Origin of the sequence: Terracoccus sp. 273MFTsu3.1, assembly GCF_000383675.1 — a bacterium.
GTDB lineage: Bacteria > Actinomycetota > Actinomycetes > Actinomycetales > Dermatophilaceae > Terrabacter.
Map to the genome: position 1 here is coordinate 102,956 of NZ_KB911824.1, position 16,698 is coordinate 119,653.

Here is a 16,698-nt window from a genome sequence, read left to right on the forward strand (position 1 = left end):
GGTCGAGCCCCGCTCGGCGGCCACAGGGCTGCACTAGCCTGCCCTCATGACCTCAGGGGACGTGACGACGCAGGGGACCGGCGCGAGCCCGGGCGGGCAGGCGCAGCAATGGAGCCCGGCGCGCAACCCGACCCGGCGACCGATGCTGCGCACCGCGCTCACCATCGGCGTCGCGGCGTCGGTCTTCCTCGTCTGCCTGCTCATCCTGCTCGGCATCCTGGGCGAGCGGCTCACGACCCAGACGATCGTCACGTCGGCGCTCATGGCGATCATCCCGGTGCTCGTCATCGTGCCGACCTTCCTCTGGCTCGACCGCTACGAGGCGGAGCCGGCGCGCTACATCGTCTTCGCCTTCCTCTGGGGGGCGCTCGTCGCCGTCGTCGGTGCCTTCTTCCTCAACACCTTCGGCCTCAAGATGCTGCTCGAGGCGCGCTGGACCGACCCGCTCGAGACGGGGGCCGTCTACCTCGCCCCGGTCACCGAGGAGACGCTCAAGGGCCTGGGCATCCTGCTCATCTACCTGTTCCGTCGGCGCGAGTTCGACGGCATCATCGACGGCATCGTCTACGCCGGGCTCATCGGGGCGGGCTTCGCCTTCAGCGAGAACATCCTCTACCTCGGGCAGGCCTACAACGAATACGGCGGTGAGGGCCTGACGTCGACCTTCCTCGTCCGTGGGCTCATGGGTCCGTTCGGCCACCCGCTCTTCACGTCGCTGACGGGCATCGGGATCGGCATCGCCGTGTCTGCCCGACGTCCGGCCGTCCGCGTCGTCTCGATCCTCGCCGGGTGGATCTGCGCCATGCTGCTCCACGGCCTATGGAACCTCTCGGCGCTCGCCGGGATGGACGGCTTCTTCGCGGCCTACGTCTCCTACCAGGTGCCGCTCTTCCTCGCCTTCATCGGCTTCCTGCTCTGGCTGCGGCGCCGGGAGGGCCGGCTCATCGGTCGCTACCTCTCCCCGTACGCCGACGCCGGCTGGCTCACGCACGCGGAGGTCACGATGCTCTCCCACCTCCGGCTGCGTCGTGCGGCGCGTGCCTGGGCCCGACAGAACGGCGGTCGCGCTGCGAAGAGGTCGATGGACGCCTTCCATGACAGCGCGAGCGACCTGGCGCTGCTGCGCTCGCGGCTCGTCCACGGCACCGCCGAGGACGGCGCGTCCGAGCGCGAGATGGTGCTGCTCGAGGCGATCACGTCGCACCGTCGTGACTTCGTCGGCTCGCCCGTGACCTGAGCGGGCCTGCCGGTCCGCGGTGCCTATCATTGGACGGCGCCCGGATCGGGCGACCCGCCCCTGTAGCTCAGCGGATAGAGCAAGAGCCTTCTAATCTCTTGGTCGCAGGTTCGAGTCCTGCCGGGGGCACCGTGCCGTGGCCTGCCGGAATCCCCGGCGCGCTCCTTCCGCGGCTGCGATGCTGGGAGGCGTCAGCCGGCGCGTGAGGGATCGCACCGCCCCCGGTGCCGCCCGCGCGCCTGACGGGAGGGCGGCGCGCTCATGTCGGATCGAACCTCTGGAGTCGGCAGGATCCCCATCATCGGCTGGCTGCGCTCGTACGACCGCAGCTGGCTCAGGGGAGACCTCATCGCCGGCATCACCGTGCTCGCGCTCGTCGTCCCGAAGAACCTCGGGTATGCCGGCATCGCAGGGATTCCGGTGCAGAACGGCCTCTACGCGGCCGCCGCCGGGGCGATCCTCTACGCCGTCTTCGGGACGAGCCGGCAGATCTCGGTCGGGCCGAGCTCGGGACTCGCGGCCGTCGCGGCGAGCGCCGTCCTCGCGGCCGGCATCGTCGACGAGAAGGCCGTCGCGTCGTTCGTCGCTGGAATCACCCTCGCGTCCGGGGTCCTCTACCTGCTCGTCGCGGTGCTGAAGATGGGGTGGATCGCCCAGTTCCTTTCCCGTGCCGTCGTCACCGGTTTCCTCTTCGGGGCCGCGATCGACGTCGTCATCGGCGAGCTGCCCAAGCTCACCGGCACGAAGGTGTCGGGGAACAACCCGCTCCAGGAGCTGCGTTCGTGGTTCACGACGCTCGGCGACGCGCACGGCACGACGGTGGTGGTGGGCCTCATCTCGCTGGCCGTCGTCTTCGGTCTGCGCGTCGTCGCGCCGAAGGTTCCGGGTGCGCTCGTCCTGGTGGTCGGCGGTCTGCTCGCCTCGTGGCTGCTGGGTCTCGGTGACCACGGCGTCGCGCTCGTCGGAGACGTACCGAGAGGTCTGCCGACGGTCGTCCTGCCCGACATGCAGCTGATGTGGGACCACGTCGGCGTCGGGGCCGTGGCGGCCTTCGCCCTGGTGCTGATCGGCTTCTCGCAGACCGCCGGCGACGCACGCGCCTTCGCCGCCAAGCACCGCTACCAGATCGACATCGACCAGGAGTCGGTCGCGCAGGGGTTCGCCAACGCCGGTTCGGGCGTCCTCCAGGGGATGCCCGTCTCGACCAGCCTGTCGGCGAGCTCGCTCAACGACCACTCCGGGGCCAGGTCGGGGCTGGCCTCGCTCACCACGGGATTCGCCGTCCTCCTGACGCTGCTGCTGCTGGCGCCCCTCTTCTCCGACCTGCCCACGCCCGTGCTGGCCGCCATCATCATCGAGGCCGTCGTCATGGGGATGATGGATCTTCCGGAGATGCGACGCCTCTTGCGCGTCAAGCGCTTCGACTTCGCGGTGGCCGTCGCGGCCCTGCTCGGCGCGCTCGTCTTCGGCGTGCTGGCCGGCGTCATGATCGGTGTGGCGCTGTCGATCTTCTGGCTCATCAAGGTCTCCACCCGTCCGTACATCCCGACGCTCGCACGCGAGCCGGGCACGGACGTCTTCCGCGACCTCGCCGACCACCCCGACGGTGAGACCGTCCCCGGCATCGTGGTGATCCGGATGGACGGCGGGCTGTTCTTCGCCACGTCGGACGCCCTCGAGGACCGCGTCCGTGAGGTCATCCACGAGGACCCGGCGGTCAAGGCGATCGTGCTGGACTGTGGCGGCATCGACTTCGTCGACTCCCAGGGGTCGGCCAAGATGGCTGACGTGCTCGACCTCGCGGAGGACTCCGGAGTCGTCCTGCGGCTGGCCAGGCTCAAGGCGGCGGTGCGGTCGACGCTCGAGCTCGACGGCGTCATGGAGCGTCTCGGTGCCGACCACGTCCACGGCAACGTCGCCCGGGCCGTGGCGGCCGAGCGCCGGGAACGGGCTGGTCAGCCGGACGAGTGAGCGGCCGGACGCCCGTGTCCGTCGGGCGGATCCGGTGCCCGCGTGGCACTCTCAGGTCACGACTCGGGGTATGTCGTAGGGGCGCGCCGCCTTTCAGTTTGGTTGTGCCAGTGCGACACGGAAGGATACGGGCGTGGCAGGTGATTCAGGGGTGGGCAATGCCCGTCTCCTCGCGAGCGTTCAGGCACTTCGGTCTGCCGTTGCCGACGCCTCCCTGCCCCTCGACCTCTCGTCTGCGCCGGCCGCGCGCCTCGCGCGCACCCGGCTGCTCGACCAGCTCGACGACTACGTCATCCCGCGCCTGACCTCGCTCGACGCCCCGCTCCTCGCTGTCGTCGGCGGCTCGACCGGCGCCGGCAAGTCGACGCTCGTCAACTCGGTCGTCGGGCGCGAGGTGACCCTGCCCGGCGTCCTGCGGCCGACCACCCGCTCGCCGGTGCTCATCCACCACCCATCCGACGCCGCGTGGTTCTCGGGTCCGCGCATCCTGCCGACCCTGGCCCGCATCACCGGTCGCCACTCGTCGTCGGACGGCCCGGGCGCGGTGCGCCTCGTCTCGACGGACGAGGTCGCCGCCGGGCTGGCCCTGCTCGACGCGCCCGACATAGACAGCGTCGTCGAGGCCAACCGAGACCTGGCGACGCAGCTGCTCGCCGCGGCCGACCTCTGGGTCTTCGTCACGACGGCCGCCCGCTACGCCGACGCCGTCCCCTGGGAGCTGCTGCGCGAGGCCTCCGAGCGTGGCACCGCCGTCGCCGTCGTCCTCGACCGCGTGCCTGCGGGCGCCGTCGACGAGATCCGCACGCACTTCGCGTCGATGCTGCGCGAGCAGGGGCTCGACCAGGCGCCGATCTTCACGGTCGTCGAGTCCGAGCTCGTCGACGGCCTGCTGCCCGCCGACCAGACCGAACGCCTGCGGGGCTGGCTCGCGGCTCTCGCCGGTGATGCGCAGGCTCGCGCCGACGTCGTGCGCCAGACGCTCCAGGGCGCGCTCGTCTCGCTCGACACCCGCACCCGGTCGCTCGTGGCCGCCTCCGAGGACCAGACCGCGGCGGGGCGGGCGCTCGTCGACGCGGCCGCAGCGGCCTACGACGAGGCCAGGGCGCAGGTCCACGAGGGCATGCTCGACGGCACGCTGCTCCGCGGCGAGGTGCTCGCTCGGTGGCAGGAGTTCGTCGGCACCGGAGAGTTCTTCCGGCAGGTCGAGTCGACCGTCTCGAGGGTGCGCGACCGGTTCACGTCGTTCCTCAAGGGCGAGCCGGCCCGGGCCGACCACCTCGGCGAGGCGCTCCAGTCGGGCGTCGAGTCCCTCGTCGTCAACCGCGCCGAGCTCGCGGCCGGCGCCATCGCGCGCTCGTGGCGCACCCTGCCCGGTGGTGACCAGCTGCTCACCGCCGACCCGACCCTGGCGCGGTCCGGCACCGACGTCGACAAGCGGATCCAGCGCCTCGTCCGCGACTGGCAGGGCGACATCCTCCAGATGGTCCGTGACGAGGGTCGCGACCGCCGCACGACGGCCCGGATCATGGCCTACGGCGTCAACGGTCTCGGCGTGGTCCTCATGCTCGTGACCTTCGCGAGCACGGCTGGGATCACGGGCGCCGAGGTCGGCATCGCGGGCGGCACGGCCCTCGTCGGCCAGAAGCTGCTCGAGGCCGTCTTCGGCGACCAGGCCGTCCGAGAGCTCGCGCGCCAGGCCCGCGAGCAGCTGACCGCGCGCGTCGACACGTTGTATGCCGCCGAGCTCGCCCGTTACGAAGGAGCTGTCACGACGTTGCACGTCGACACCGACCAGACCGAGCACCTGACCGCGGCCGCAGCAGCGGTCAAGGCTGCGCGATGAGCCCGATCAGGATGGGCCGCGCCCGGGTGGCGACGGTCTCGGCGGCTGAGCTGGGCACGCGCACGACCGAGCTGTCGATGGCGCTCGTGTCGGGCGCCGACGAGCTCGACCCCTCGGGCGTCGAGCTCGCGCGACGGGTCGTCGACCGGGCCGTCGAGCGTTCCGGCATCGCCGGTGATCACACGGTGGTCGCGCTCGCCGGGGCGACGGGCAGCGGCAAGTCCTCGCTCTTCAACGCCCTCGTCGGCGCCGACGTCGCCACGATCGGTGCCCGACGCCCGACGACGTCCCGGCCGACGGCCGGGCTCTGGGGCGACGCCGACGCGTCCGAGCTGCTCGACTGGCTGGGCGTGGCCTCCCGTCACGTCGTCGACCCGGCCGCCGGTGAGGGGCAGGGGCCCGGTGTGGGGTTCGGTGCGGGTGCCGTCCAGGTGGCGGGTTCCCTCGACGGGCTCGTGCTCCTCGACCTGCCCGACTTCGACTCCCGCGAGCTCGAGCACCGACGTGAGGCCGAGCGCGTCCTCGAGCTCGTCGACGTCTTCGTCTGGGTGACCGACCCGCAGAAGTACGCCGACGCCCGACTGCACGACGAGTTCGTGAGCCTCCTGTCACACCACGACGCCGTCACCCTCGGCGTGCTCAACCAGGCCGACCGCCTCACCGCCGAGACTGTCACGGTCCTCACGCAGGACCTGACGAAGCTCCTCGTGGCCGACGGAGTCGCCGACGCCAAGGTGCTTGCGACCTCCGCCCTGACCGGTCAGGGGATCCCCGAGCTCAAGCAGCGACTGGCGAATGCCGTTGCCGGACATGCCGCTTCGCGTCAGCGGCTCAAGGCCGATGTCGTCGGTGCCGCGACGAAGCTGCGTCCCGGGGTCGCCGACTCCGAGGCGGATGTGGGACGGGTCCCTCGCGAGGCCCTCGACGCCTCGCTGGCTCGCGCGGCCGGTGTCCCCATCGTCCTCGACGCCGTCGCGCGCGACTACCGTCGCGAGGCGTTCGCGCACACCGGCTGGCTCTTCGCCCGGTGGACGAAGGGCTTCGCCTCGGACCCGCTCCGACGTCTCCGTCTCGACCGCACCGGTGGTCGGCCGCCGATCCCCGTCGAGATCGACGGCGCCGACGTGCGGGCCGTGCTCGGTCGGTCGTCGATCCCGGCCCCGACCGTGTCGACCGTCTCCGCGGTCGACCTCGCGACGCGCAGCTTCGTGCGCGACGCGACCGAAGGGCTGCCGGTCCGCTGGGCCCAGGCCGTCGAGGACGCCGTCGACGGCGGCGACGGCGGAATGAGCGACTCCCTCGACCGTGCGGTCATCGGCACGTCCCTGCGCGCGCGCCGCCCCGTCTGGTGGTTCGTCGTCAACATCCTCCAGTGGGTGCTGGGACTCGTCGCCCTCGCCGGACTCATCTGGTATGCCGTGCTGTGGGTCTTCGCGCTGCTGCAGCTCCCGCGCCCCGAGACCCCCGCTGTCGGCATCCTGCCGCTCCCGCTCGTCATGCTCGTCGTCGGCGTGCTCATCGGTGTCGGGCTCGGGATCCTGTCCCGGTGGTGGGCGCGCGTCGGTGCCAGGCACCGGCGGTCCGTCGTCGGCAAGCGGCTGACCGAGTCCGTCGCGGCGGTGGCCGACGAGCACATCCTCATCCCCGTCGACGAGGTCCTGCTGCGTCACCGCGAGACCCGGGAGCACCTCGAGGCCGCGGCCGGCTGACGCGCGCCAGGGCACTGCTCCGTCCACATCCCCGCCGGCCGGTGCCCTGCTGTCCACAGGCGGCCGACGCCCCCTGTCGTCCGGACCCGTCGCGTCCGAGGGTGGGTGCAGGCGGCGCGAGGCCGCCCCTGGAACCCTCCGAGGAGCAGCGATGAACGAGACCCGCATCACCGTGCACGGCAACGTCGTGACCGAGCCCGTCGAGCGACACGGCCGCAACGGCAGCATCTTCACGACCTTCCGCGTCGCCACGACGCCCTACCGCCGCACTGCCGACGGTCGCTTCGTCGACGGCGACACGAGCTTCTACAGCGTCATCGCGTTCAACGCGCTCGCGGCCAACGCCGCCTCGGCGCTGCGCAAGGGCCAGCCGGTCATCGTCGAGGGCAACCTGTCGATCAAGCAGTACGTCGGCAACGACGGCCAGCCGCGCACGTCGCCCGAGATCGACGCCGACCACGTCGGTCACGACCTGTCGTGGGGACGCGCGAGCTTCGAGCGGGTCAGCCGCGCGGCCGCGCTCGGCCAGGACCGCACGGCCGACCCCGACGTGCAGGCGTCCGTGCGTGCCCTGGCCGAGGGCGAGTCGGCGGTCGCCGACCAGCGCCCCGCCCACGTCGACGCCGACGGGGTCGTCGACGACGACTACGACCCGGACGCGGCGGACGCGGCGCGCGACGACGCCGGCGGGGTGCTCGCCACCGGTGACCCCGAGACCGACGACTACGAGGTCGTCGAGCGGCTCACGGCCTGACGTCGACGAGGTCCGCGAGCGCGGACACCGATTCGGTGCCGCGCTCGCTGACAGATAGCCTTCTGCGCATGGCCGAGTACATCTACACCATGACCCGTGCGCGCAAGGCACACAACGAGAAAGTCATCCTCGATGACGTCTCGATGTCCTTCTACCCCGGCGCGAAGATCGGCATGGTCGGCCCCAACGGCGCCGGCAAGTCGACGATCCTCAAGATCATGGCCGGACTCGACCAGCCGAGCAACGGCGAGGCGCGTCTGGCCCCCGGGGCGACCGTCGGCATCCTGCTGCAGGAGCCGCCCCTCAACGAGGACAAGACGGTCCTCGGCAACGTCGAGGAGGGCGCCGGCGAGATCAAGGCGAAGCTCGACCGCTACAACGAGATCTCGGCCGAGATGGCCGACCCCGACGCCGACTACGACGCGCTGCTCACGGAGATGGGCAAGCTGCAGGAGGACATCGACCACGCCGACGCGTGGGACCTCGACAGCCAGCTCGAGCAGGCGATGGACGCCCTGCGCTGCCCGCCGCCGGACTCGCCCGTCACGAACCTCTCCGGAGGTGAGCGCCGCCGCGTCGCCCTGTGCAAGCTGCTCCTGCAGAAGCCGGATCTGCTGCTGCTCGACGAGCCCACCAACCACCTCGACGCCGAGTCGGTCCTCTGGCTCGAGCAGCACCTCGAGGGCTACCCCGGCGCCGTCATCGCGGTCACCCACGACCGGTACTTCCTCGACAACGTCGCGCAGTGGATCGCCGAGGTCGACCGTGGTCGCCTCTACCCCTACGAGGGCAACTACTCGACCTACCTCGAGAAGAAGTCCGAGCGACTGACGATCCAGGGCAAGAAGGACGCCAAGCTGGCCAAGCGGCTCAAGACCGAGCTCGAGTGGGTCCGGAGCAACGCCAAGGGTCGTCAGGTCAAGAGCAAGGCACGTCTGGCCCGTTACGAGGAGATGGCGGCCGAGGCCGAGCGCACCCGCAAGCTCGACTTCGAGGAGCTCCAGATCCCGCCGGGCCCGCGCCTCGGCTCGACGGTCATCGAGGTCAAGAACCTCAAGAAGGGCTTCGGCGAGCGCGTCCTCATCGACAACCTCTCCTTCTCCCTCCCGCGCAACGGCATCGTCGGGGTCATCGGCCCCAACGGCGTCGGCAAGTCGACCCTCTTCAAGACGATCGTCGGCTTCGAGGAGCCGGACGGTGGCGAGGTCAAGATCGGCGAGACCGTCAAGATCTCCTACGTCGACCAGGGCCGCGAGGGTCTCGACCCCAAGAAGAACCTCTGGGAGATCGTGTCCGACGGACTCGACCACATGAAGGTCGGCAACGTCGAGATCCCCTCGCGGGCCTACGTGTCGCAGTTCGGCTTCAAGGGTCCCGACCAGCAGAAGCTCTCGGGCGTCCTCTCCGGTGGTGAGCGCAACCGCCTCAACCTCGCGCTCACGCTCAAGCAGGGCGGCAACCTGCTGCTCCTCGACGAGCCGACCAACGACCTCGACGTGGAGACCCTCGGCTCCCTCGAGAACGCGCTGCTCGAGTTCTCCGGCTGCGCTGTCGTCATCACCCACGACCGGTGGTTCCTCGACCGCGTCGCGACGCACATCCTCGCCTACGAGGGCACCGAGGAGAACCCCGCCAGCTGGTACTGGTTCGAGGGCAACTTCGAGTCCTACGAGGCCAACAAGGTCGAGCGTCTCGGTCCGGAGGCCGCCCGTCCGCACCGCGTCACCTACCGCAAGCTGACGCGCGACTGACCGCGAGCGACGGCGACGCCGACGACGAGAGGGCCGGGATGCACGCATCCCGGCCCTCTCGCGTCAGATCCAGCCCTTGCGCCGGAAGACGCCGTAGAGCGTCACGGCCACTCCGGCAATGACGGCCGCGCTGAGCAGGACCCCCCAGGGTCGTCCGAATCCGGGGTAGGGCACGTTCTGGCCGAACCATCCCGTCACGGCGGTCGGGACGGCGATGATCGCGGCCCAGCCGGTGAGCTTCTTCATCACGGTGTTGAGCCGGGCGTCCTGCAGCGACAGGTTGGTCTCGAAGATCGTCGTCACCATGTCGCGCAGCGACTCGGTCCACTCGGCGGCCCGGAGGACGTGGTCGTAGAGGTCGTCGTAGAAGCCGTCGAGCTCGGTGTGCCTCTGGTCGAGCTCACCGCGGTGCCGGAGCACCGCGTTGACGACGTCGCGCATCGGCAGCACGACACGTCGCAGCTCGACGAGCTCCTTGCGCAGCCGGTAGGTGCGCACCTGGACGGCGTGCGTGCGTCCGCTCTCGTCGAAGAGGAGGTCCTCGAGGTCCTCGATCGCGTCGTCGAGCTGCTGGATCGCCTCGAAGTGCCCGTCGACGACGGTGTCGAGCAGTCCGTGCACGAGTGCCCCGACACCGAGCGCGAGCAGCTCGGGGTCGTCGTTCCACCGGTCGAGCACCTGCTGCATGTCGACCTCGTCGCTGCCGCGGACGGTGATGATGCCGCCGGGGAGCACGAACGCCGAGATCCGCGCGGTGCGCAGGCGGGACTCCGGCCCGAGCGGCTCACGGTCGTCGGCGCCCGTCGAGGTGCCGCGGTGCTCGAGACGGGTGGCGTAGACGGTGAGGAAGGTGTGCTTGGCGTGCCGGGTCGCCTTCGGACGCTCGCCGGCGGAGACGGCGTCCTCGACGGCGTGCGGGTCGAGCCCGAGCTCCGCGGACAGCGCGCGCAGCCCGGCGTGGTCCGGCTCGCACAGGTCGACCCAGATGAGCGAGTCCTCGCGAGCGAGTAGCTCGGACACGTCCTCGAGCGGGAAGCCCTCGTCGACGACCTTGCCGTGCTCCCACCGGCAGGAGGTGATGCGCCCGGTTCCGTCGTTGCTCACGCGGCCAGTCTCTCAGCCGCGAGGCTCTGGAACGGTCAGGCGATGAGGGGAGTGACGTCGCGGGTCGTGGGGCGCTCGCCGAGCGCGAGCTGCCAGGCGGTGGCGAGCCGTCGACCGACCTCGTCGGCCTCGTCGGGTGCGACGCAGAAGGGCACGCGGACCCAGCGGGTGAAACCGCCCTCGACCCCGAACTGTCCACCACGGGCCAGCCGGACACCGGCGGACTCGGCGACCCGAGCGAGCTCGTCGCCCCGGGCCTCGGGCAGCTCGCACCAGAGGTTGAGGCCGCCCGAGGGCACGGTGAGGCGCCAGTCGGGGACGTGCTGTCGCAGGGCCGTGACGAGGGCGTCGCGCCGGGAGCGCGCCTCGCGGCGGCGCTCGGTCAGCAGGGACTCACCCTGCCGCAGCAGGTCGGTGACGACGAGCTGCTCGAGGACCGCCGTCCCGAGGTCGAGGCTGTGGCGAGCCTCGATGACGGCCTCGGCACCGCCGCGGGGTGCTCGCACCCAGCCGACGCGCAGGCCGCCCCACCACGTCTTGCCGGCGCTGCCGAGGGTGTGGGCGGCGGGGGAGGAGGCTGCGAAGGGAGACGGTCGACTCGTGGTCGTCTCGTCCTCGAGGCCGAGCTCGACGAACGTCTCGTCGACGACCGGGACGGTGTTCGCCCGGGCCAGCACGCCGGCCAGCGCCTGTCGCGTCGGCGCATCCATGACGAGCCCGGTCGGGTTCTGGTGGTCGGGGATGAGGTAGGCCGCCCGCGCGCCGCTCTGGCGCAGCCCGACCTCGATCGCCTCGACGTCCCACCCGGTCGCCGTCAGCTGGGCCGGCACCGCTCGGTACGCCGAACGCCTCACTCCCACCAGGGCGTTCGGGTAGGTGGGGCTCTCGACGAGGATCCGGTCCCCGATCTCGAGCTGTGAGCGCAGCACGGCCGACAGGCCGCCGTGGGCGCCCGAGGTGATGACGACCTGGTCCGGTGAGGTGGGCAGCCCCCGGTCCTCGAACCAGGCGGCCACGGCGGCGCGGGTCTCGGCGAGCCCGCGTGGGTCGTAGCCCGCCGTCGCGAGGAACCGCGGGAGCTCCAGGAGGGACCGCTCGTACGCCGCGGTGACACCGGCCGCGGCCGGCAGGGCGGCATACGTGAGGTCGATGACGTCCGGGGGGACGTCGGTGGGGATGAGGCCGGCCTGCGACAGCGCGAGGCCCGAGGGGCCGGCGGGCAGGCAGACGACGCTCCCGGACCCACGCCGCGTCGCGACGAAGCCCTCGTCGCGCAGGGCGTCGAGGGCAGCGCCGACGGTCGTGCGGCTCAGGCCCAGCTCGGTGGTCAGCGTGCGCTCGCTGGGCAGTCGGGTCCCGACGAGCAGCCGGCCGTCGGAGACGAGTCGGCGGATGCCGTCGGCGAGGCCGCGATAGGCCGGCCGGGGGAGGGGACCGGACCCGAGAAGCAGGGCCAGTGACCGAGCCGAGATGGTGCGCACCGGTCCACTGTCGCACGACTGGCCCTTAAAAGGCAGTCCACTGGTCGGCATCATGGACGGTATGAGACGTCACGTCCCCCTCGCGAACCTCACCCCGCGCCAGCAGCTGCGCGCCGGGCGCCTCCCGCGCCGCGTCGTCCAGCTCCTCGTGGGGCTCGTGCTCTACGGCGTCTCCATGGCGATGATGATCCGCTCGACGCTCGGCCTCGACCCGTGGGACGTCTTCCACGCCGGGATCGCGACGCACGTGCCGCTGACCTTCGGGCAGGTGACGATCATCGTCGGTGCGCTCGTCCTGCTGCTCTGGGTGCCGCTGCGGCAGTGGCCCGGGCTCGGGACGGTGGCCAACGTCGTCGTCATCGGCCTCGCCGCGGACGCCGGCCTCGCCCTCATCGAGCCGCCCGAGGCGATGTGGGCGCGGGTGCTGCTGCTCACCTCCGGCATCGTGCTCAACGGTGTCGCCGGCGGCCTCTACATCGGCAGCCAGCTCGGTCCCGGCCCCCGCGACGGGCTCATGACGGGCTTCGCGCGGCGCACCGGGGTGTCGATCCGCCTCGTCCGCACCACGATCGAGGTCGTCGTGCTCGCGGCCGGCTGGCTGCTCGGCGGACCCGTCGGTCTCGGCACCGTGCTGTATGCCGTGACGATCGGCCCCCTGGTCCAGTTCTTCCTGCCCCGCCTGACCATCGACCTCGGCCACGCGGGAGCGCCTGAGGTCACGCCCGAGGAGGGCGCCGTCCCGGTGACGCCGACGTCGGCGCTGGGGTCGACGACGAGCTGACGGCTCAGGTGCCGGTGAGGCGCCAGGACCGGAGCAGCCTGCAGGCACCCGGCTCGTACCACGCGAGGTCGAGCCGTTCGGCCCGACAGCGAGCCGGGAGACGGGGGCCGGCCAGTCGGCGGGTCGACTCCTCGGTGACCACGTCGGAGAGGGCGTCGAGCGTCAGGTGCGGCACCACGTCACCGAAGCGACCGGCATACGGCGGGCACTGGGGGAAGGCGTCCCACAGCCGTGAGGTGAGGGTGGCGAAGGGCGCCGACGGCTCGGGCAGCAGGTGGACGATCCCGTTGGGGAAGGTGTCGACGGTCTCGAGCGTGAACGCGAACGGCTTTGTCGTCGCTGCGATCTCGGCGACGACGTCGAGGGCGGTCCGGGTCAGGGCGCCGAGGTCGAGGAACGGCGCGAGCGCCGTGACGTGCGCGTGGACGAAGTCCGGGTCTGCCGAGACGTAGTCGGTGTCGTAGTGCGCCGTGCGGGAGAGGACGAACGGCTCGAGCGCGGGCACGGGCACGTGGAGCACCGAGTGGCCGGTGGCGGCCGAGGTCACGGTGGCGACACTCAGTGGCCGGCGCCCACGAGCCGCAGCGCGAGGGCGGCGTTCGTCCCGCCGATCTCGGCGGGACTGCGTCGGATCGTCGGGGAGTACCAGCGGGCCACGTCGACGACGATCGAGAGCAGGGCCAGGGCCGTGTCGGCGCTGTCGTCGACGGAGAACGTGCCGTCGGCGACACCGCGGTCGAGGACGTCGCGCACCAGCGAGTCCATCTCCTTGCGCAGCTTGAGGACCTCGGCGTGGTGCTCGGGGGTCAGGTGGTGGTGCTCGTACTGCACGACACGAGCCACCTGGTACTGCTCGACGTGCCACTCCGTGAAGCGCGCCATGACGGTGACGAGCTGCTCTGAAGGCGTCGAGCCCTCGGCGATGGCCGAGCGCATGAGCCGCAGCGCGGACTCGTGGCCGCTGCGGCTCAGGGCGAAGAGCAGCTCCTCCTTGGAGCCGAAGTGGACGTAGACCCCGGCAGGCGAGAGCCCGGCCCCGGAGGCGATGTCGCGCGTGGTCGTGGCGTGGAAGCCCTTGTCGGCGAACGCGTGCGCCGCGGCCTGCAGCAGCCGCTCGACGGTCGAGGCGTCGGGGTCGGCCGTCCGGGCGCCGACGGACGGCGGGGTCGTGGTGGGCTGCGGCACGTTGACAGCATGCCGCAGGGGAGGGAAACTAAGCAAGCGCTTAGTTACCGACGGGTACCGGCGCGTCGCACCCGTGAGCACGCCCGATGGAGGACGTTATGCCCCGCAACATCTACGACGAGGACCACGAGGCGATGCGCGCCTCCGCGCGCGAGTTCGTCGCCCGCACGCTCGCGCCGCGCGCCGAGGAGATGATCGAGGGCAAGTCGATCCCGCGCGACATCTGGCTCGAGGCCGGCAAGCAGGGCTTCTTCGGCCTCGACATCCCCGAGGAGTTCGGCGGCGCCGGCGTCGACGACTACCGCTTCAACGCCGTGGTGGCCGAGGAGATGTCGCGCTTCAACGCCGCGACGAGCTCGTGCTTCGGCATCCACTCCGACGTGTGCCCGCCCTACATCGTCGACCTCGGCACCGAGGAGCAGAAGCAGCGCTGGCTGCCCGGCATGGCGAGCGGTGAGCTCATCTGCGCCATCGCCATGACCGAGCCCTCCGGCGGCTCCGACCTCGCCGCGCTCAAGACGACCGCCGTCCGGGACGGTGACTCGTGGATCCTCAACGGCTCCAAGACGTTCATCACCAACGGCTACCAGGCCGACCTCGTCATCGTGGCGGCGCGCACCGACCCGTCCAAGGGCGCCAAGGGCATCACGCTCCTCATGGTCGAACGCGGCATGGAGGGCTTCGAGAACGGCCGCAAGCTCGACAAGGTCGGCATGGACGAGTCGGACACGGCCGAGCTGTTCTTCGAGAACGTCCGCGTCCCCGACGAGAACCGCCTCGGCCCCGAGGGCATGGGCTTCATCTCGATGATGCAGCGCCTCCCGCAGGAGCGCGTCGGCGCCGCCGTCTCCAACGTCGCCCACGCCAAGGCGATCCTCGAGGAGACGATCCAGTACGCCAAGGACCGCAAGGCCTTCGGCCAGCCGATCGGCGCCTTCCAGCACAACAAGTTCCTCATGGCCGAGCTCGTGACGAAGATCGAGGTCGCCGAGGCCTACGTCGACGACTGCATCGCGGCCCACGCCGAGGGCAAGCTCTCGGCCGTCGACGCCGCCAAGGCGAAGTGGTGGAGCTCGGAGGTGCAGAACGACGTGCTCGACCACTGCGTCCAGCTGCACGGTGGCTACGGCTTCATGAACGAGTACCGCGTGGCCCGCGCCTGGCGCGATGCCCGCGTCACGAAGATCTGGGCCGGCTCCAACGAGATCATGAAGGAGCTCATCGGCCGGGACCTCGGCTTCTGATGGCGCCCGACGTGGGCGGCAGGCGTCACGAGGGCGCCGTCGCGATCATCACCGGGGCCAGCCGGGGGATCGGCCTCGGCATCGCCGAACGCCTGGTCGCCGAGGGTGCCAAGGTGGTCATCACGGCACGCAAGCCCGAGGCGCTCGCCGAGGCCGTGGAGCAGCTGGGCGGACCGGCTCATGCCCTCGGCATCGCGGGCAACGCGGCCGACGAGTCCCACCAGGACGACGTCATCGCGGCGGCGCGCGAGACGTTCGGCGGGCTCCACCTGCTCGTCAACAACACCGGCATCAACCCCGCGTACGGCCCGATGCTCGACTCCGGGCTCGACATCGCGCGCAAGGTGCTCGACGTCAACGTCGTCGCGGCGTTCTCGTGGATCAAGAAGGCGGTCGCGGCGGGGCTCGGCGACGAAACCCATCCCGGGTCGGTCGTCAACCTCGCCTCCGTCGCCGGTCAGGGTGCGAGCGGCGTCATCGGCTGGTACGGCGTGTCCAAGGCGGCGCTCATCCACCTGACCACCGAGCTCGGCTACGAGCTAGGTCCCGACGTGCGGGTCAACGCCGTCGCGCCGGCCGTCGTCAAGACGAAGTTCGCCGAGGCGCTCTACGAGGGGCGCGAGGACAAGGTCGTGCGCGCCTACCCGATGAAGCGTCTCGGTCTCCCGGAGGACGTCGCGGGCGCCGTCAGCTTCCTGCTGAGCAGCGACGCGTCGTGGGTCACCGGTCAGACGCTGACGATCGACGGTGGCGTCACCTTGGGCGGCGCACTCTAGCCACGGGGGCAGACGCCGTGACGGCCGGCGGGAAGGGTGGACAAGACCCTTCCCGCCGGCCGTTCGTCATGTCAGCGTGGTCCCGAATCCCTGTGGGCAGAGGAGAGCTCATGGACCGGCAGGTGGCGCTGGTGACGGGTGCGACGCGCGGCATCGGGCGGGAGGTCGTGGCACAGCTCGGTCGGGGCGGCTTCACGGTCATCGCGACGGGGCGGTCCGACGCCGACGCGATGTCGGCTGCGGCGGGGGTCGTCGCCGCCGACCCGGGCGCAGACGTCCGGGCTCTGGGTCTCGACCTGGACGTCGCGGATGCCGCATCGGTCGCGCTGCTCCCCGATGCCGTGCGACGCGTCGCAGGCAGGCTCGACGTCCTCGTCAACAACGCGGCGGCCTTCGTCGACTGGGACGAGCTCGGGTCCGACGCCGACCTGGAGCTCGCGCGTTCGGTGATGGAGACCAACCTCTTCGGTGCCTGGCGGGTCACCCAGGCCCTGCTCCCGCTGCTGCGCGAGAGCGCGCACGCCCGGGTGGTCAACGTCTCGAGCGGCGCAGGCTCCCACGGCGACGAGGCGTTCGGGCTCGCGCGACGGAGTGGCCGGGCGGCCAGCTATGGCGTGAGCAAGGCCGCGCTGGGAGCGCTGACCTCGACCCTGGCTGCCGAGCTCGACGGCACGGGCATCCTCGTCAACGCCGTCTGCCCAGGACTCACGGCGACGTGGCCCGGAGCCGAGGAGATGGGGGCCCGTCCCGTCTCCGAAGGGGCGGCCTCGGTGGTCTTCGCGGCCACCCTGCCCGACGGCGGCCCCTCCGGCGGTTCCTACCGCGACGGCCGTCCCCTGCCCTGGTAGGGCATCGGTTTGAC

General features: G+C 71.4%; 14 protein-coding genes and 1 tRNA gene. 11 read left to right on the plus strand and 4 right to left on the minus strand.

Features of this window, described 5'->3' with window-relative positions:
• The first annotated feature begins 46 nt into the window (after positions 1-46).
• The 7 genes from H283_RS0115630 (at position 47) to ettA (ending at position 9,265) form a co-directional block, all read left to right on the plus strand.
• Positions 47-1,237 carry a PrsW family intramembrane metalloprotease gene (locus H283_RS0115630; RefSeq protein ID WP_231372295.1) on the plus strand — a complete coding sequence of 397 codons (1,191 nt, stop codon included), beginning with the start codon at positions 47-49 and terminating at the stop codon, positions 1,235-1,237.
• Positions 1,238-1,293: 56 nt separating this feature from the next.
• Positions 1,294-1,366: transfer RNA gene (locus H283_RS0115635), tRNA-Arg, on the plus strand.
• A 132-nt stretch (positions 1,367-1,498) separates the two neighbouring features.
• On the plus strand, positions 1,499-3,208 hold the full coding sequence (locus H283_RS0115640) for a SulP family inorganic anion transporter (protein WP_020144467.1): 1,710 nt from the start codon (positions 1,499-1,501) through the stop codon (positions 3,206-3,208).
• Between the two features lie 133 nt (positions 3,209-3,341).
• The gene (locus H283_RS0115645) at positions 3,342-5,051 is read left to right on the plus strand and encodes a dynamin family protein (protein ID WP_156023235.1); all 1,710 of its coding nucleotides are present in this window, start codon (positions 3,342-3,344) and stop codon (positions 5,049-5,051) included.
• Positions 5,048-6,760, plus strand: a complete 1,713-nt coding sequence (locus tag H283_RS0115650; RefSeq protein WP_028785637.1) for a GTPase — start codon at positions 5,048-5,050, stop codon at positions 6,758-6,760. Before H283_RS0115645 ends, H283_RS0115650 begins: the two co-directional genes overlap by 4 nt.
• A 151-nt stretch (positions 6,761-6,911) precedes the next feature.
• Positions 6,912-7,514, plus strand: a complete 603-nt coding sequence (locus H283_RS0115655; protein ID WP_020144470.1) for a single-stranded DNA-binding protein — start codon at positions 6,912-6,914, stop codon at positions 7,512-7,514.
• A 68-nt stretch (positions 7,515-7,582) separates the two neighbouring features.
• Positions 7,583-9,265, plus strand: a complete 1,683-nt coding sequence (gene ettA, locus H283_RS0115660) for an energy-dependent translational throttle protein EttA (RefSeq protein WP_020144471.1) — start codon at positions 7,583-7,585, stop codon at positions 9,263-9,265.
• Positions 9,266-9,328: 63 nt separating this feature from the next.
• Here the strand turns inward: ettA and H283_RS0115665 are convergent, their stop codons facing one another.
• Positions 9,329-10,369, minus strand: coding sequence for a magnesium transporter CorA family protein (locus tag H283_RS0115665; RefSeq protein ID WP_020144472.1), 1,041 nt, complete (start codon positions 10,367-10,369; stop codon positions 9,329-9,331).
• Positions 10,370-10,404: 35 nt separating this feature from the next.
• The gene (locus tag H283_RS0115670) at positions 10,405-11,850 is read right to left on the minus strand and encodes a PLP-dependent aminotransferase family protein (RefSeq protein ID WP_020144473.1); all 1,446 of its coding nucleotides are present in this window, start codon (positions 11,848-11,850) and stop codon (positions 10,405-10,407) included.
• Between the two features lie 61 nt (positions 11,851-11,911).
• Between H283_RS0115670 and H283_RS25390 the strand changes: the two genes are divergently transcribed.
• Entirely contained in the window at positions 11,912-12,631 is a 720-nt protein-coding gene (locus tag H283_RS25390; protein ID WP_020144474.1) for a YitT family protein, read from the plus strand.
• A gap of 4 nt (positions 12,632-12,635) precedes the next feature.
• On the opposite strand, the gene H283_RS0115680 is transcribed toward H283_RS25390, so the two are convergent.
• Together H283_RS0115680 and H283_RS0115685 are read right to left on the minus strand one after the other, a co-directional pair.
• A complete protein-coding gene (locus H283_RS0115680; RefSeq protein ID WP_020144475.1) occupies positions 12,636-13,178 on the minus strand; it encodes a 2'-5' RNA ligase family protein in 543 nt (180 codons plus the stop codon).
• Between the two features lie 11 nt (positions 13,179-13,189).
• On the minus strand, positions 13,190-13,816 hold the full coding sequence (locus tag H283_RS0115685) for a TetR/AcrR family transcriptional regulator (RefSeq protein ID WP_020144476.1): 627 nt from the start codon (positions 13,814-13,816) through the stop codon (positions 13,190-13,192).
• 98 nt (positions 13,817-13,914) lie between these two features.
• Here H283_RS0115685 and H283_RS0115690 point away from each other — a divergent pair, with 98 nt between their 5' ends.
• From H283_RS0115690 to H283_RS0115700, 3 genes are all read left to right on the plus strand, one after another.
• A complete protein-coding gene (locus H283_RS0115690) occupies positions 13,915-15,060 on the plus strand; it encodes an acyl-CoA dehydrogenase family protein (RefSeq protein ID WP_020144477.1) in 1,146 nt (381 codons plus the stop codon).
• The gene (locus H283_RS0115695) at positions 15,060-15,836 is read left to right on the plus strand and encodes an SDR family oxidoreductase (protein ID WP_020144478.1); all 777 of its coding nucleotides are present in this window, start codon (positions 15,060-15,062) and stop codon (positions 15,834-15,836) included. Before H283_RS0115690 ends, H283_RS0115695 begins: the two co-directional genes overlap by 1 nt.
• Positions 15,837-15,946: 110 nt before the next feature.
• A complete protein-coding gene (locus H283_RS0115700; protein WP_020144479.1) occupies positions 15,947-16,684 on the plus strand; it encodes an SDR family NAD(P)-dependent oxidoreductase in 738 nt (245 codons plus the stop codon).
• Positions 16,685-16,698 lie beyond the last annotated feature (14 nt).